A 1,784-nucleotide genomic window follows, 5' to 3' on the forward strand; every position below is an offset into this window, starting at 1 on the left:
CCCCCAGGCCAGGACCATCGCCCCGGCAGTTCACACGCCCTGCGCGCCACCGCGACGCCGGTGCGTGACCGGCCCGGCCCCCCGGCCGACCGTGCATCACGGACCACCCGACGCACTGCGGGCGCCCCTGACCCGGGCAGCGACAGCCACAACGCCCGGCAGCGACCGTCAGAACACCAACCCCCGTCCGCGGCTCCGCCCGCTGCCTCAGAACAGCGGACCGCCCTGCGACCGCACCACCTCACGCCCCCCTTGCACCCCGGACGGCACGCCCAGCGGCCCCGGTGCCCGGCGTGGGCCGGCCGCGACCGGGCGGAGACCCAGCGACGGCGGGCCCACGGCCCCGGCCGGCACCCCGGCGGTATACAGGCCCTGCGGACCGGCACCCCGGCGGTATACAGGCCCTGCGGACCGGCACCCCGGCGGTATACAGGCCCTGCGGACCGGCGCCCCGGCCGCGAGACAGCAGCCAAACACCCGGCAGCAGAAAGCACCCGAAGAACAGGACGACCCGGCCTGCGACCCGAGCAGTACAGGAGCCGACCCACGCGTCCACCGCGACAGCAGGCGAGCCGAAAAACACCGACAGCCGAGATCACGCCACCGGCCATGTCCGAACACGTCCGGACCCCGCCCGCGTCCAACACGACCGCCACATTCCCGCAGCACCCGCCCTACCGCAGCGACTTCAAAGGCCACCAGCCAATGTGGCGGCCGGGGGGTGCAGGCGCTGCGAGTTGGTTTTGCCGCCGGTTGCCGTCCTCGGTGGTGGGGTGCTGGACGGTGTTCGGCTGGCACAGGGGGTGTGATGAGGTTGCTGACAGCCGGCGGAGTGATGCGGTGATCGGTGGCCGTGTGCTTCTGCCGGATTTACGCCACGGGACGCAGGACACAGAAGCGGCCTTCCCCACAGCGATCACGAGGACCAGGACCGGGAACCTCCCGAACCCGACACCGCCCACCCACACAGCCGCGCCCCCCCCACCGCGGACGGACGCCCCGACCTCAAGACCGCCTGACCGAAATCTCCCGGCCCGAGACCAACCCCACCGCCCGCCACGAAAACCGAGGCCCCGCCGAAGAACCGGCAGGACCTCGATGCCTGAGCAAAGGTCACACCACCGCAGTAGCCGGCACTCCCCCGGCACACCACAGCAAAACCTCAACCACCCAGCCCGCGTACAGCCGACACCACAGACCAGACACACGACCGACGGCCGGCGGCCGGGCCGACCCGGACCACAGACCCTAGCCCACCGCCTGCTTCACCAGCGCCGCGATCTGCTCCTCCACCTCCGGCGTGACCTCGGTCAACGCGAAAGCGGTCGGCCACATGGACCCCTCGTCCAGACGGGCCGCATCATTGAAACCGAGCGTCGCATAACGCGCCTTGAACTTCGCGGCACTCTGGAAGAAACAGACGACCTTGCCGTCCAGAGCATAAGCAGGCATGCCATACCACAACCTCGGCGCCAACTGCGGAGCCCTGCCGGTGACAACGGCATGGACCCGCTCAGCCATGACCCGGTCATCGCCCTCCATCTCAGCAATCTTCGCCAGAACGTCCCGCTCCGCCTCCGCCGCCTTCTGCGCCGCCGACCCCCGCCGCGCCGCCTTCTTCCGCTCCGCCGCATGCTCCTTCATCGCGGCCCGCTCCTCGGCCGTGAACCCCTCGAACTCACTCTTCCTGCCACCGCTCATACTCACTCCAACCCGTGAATCAAAAAGACCGACCCCACACCGCACTCACCCAGGCCGGCCCCTACCCCCAGTACAACATCCAC

The 1,784-nt window shown here is 70.3% G+C and carries 1 protein-coding gene; it reads right to left on the bottom strand.

Features of this window, described 5'->3' with window-relative positions; genetic code table 11:
* Positions 1-1,248: 1,248 nt before the first annotated feature.
* Positions 1,249-1,701: an iron chaperone gene (locus GV126_RS35120; protein ID WP_159675442.1), complete on the bottom strand. Its 453-nt coding sequence runs from the start codon at positions 1,699-1,701 to the stop codon at positions 1,249-1,251.
* Positions 1,702-1,784 lie beyond the last annotated feature (83 nt).

The organism is Streptomyces mexicanus, assembly GCF_902506575.1.
Lineage (GTDB): Bacteria > Actinomycetota > Actinomycetes > Streptomycetales > Streptomycetaceae > Streptomyces > Streptomyces mexicanus.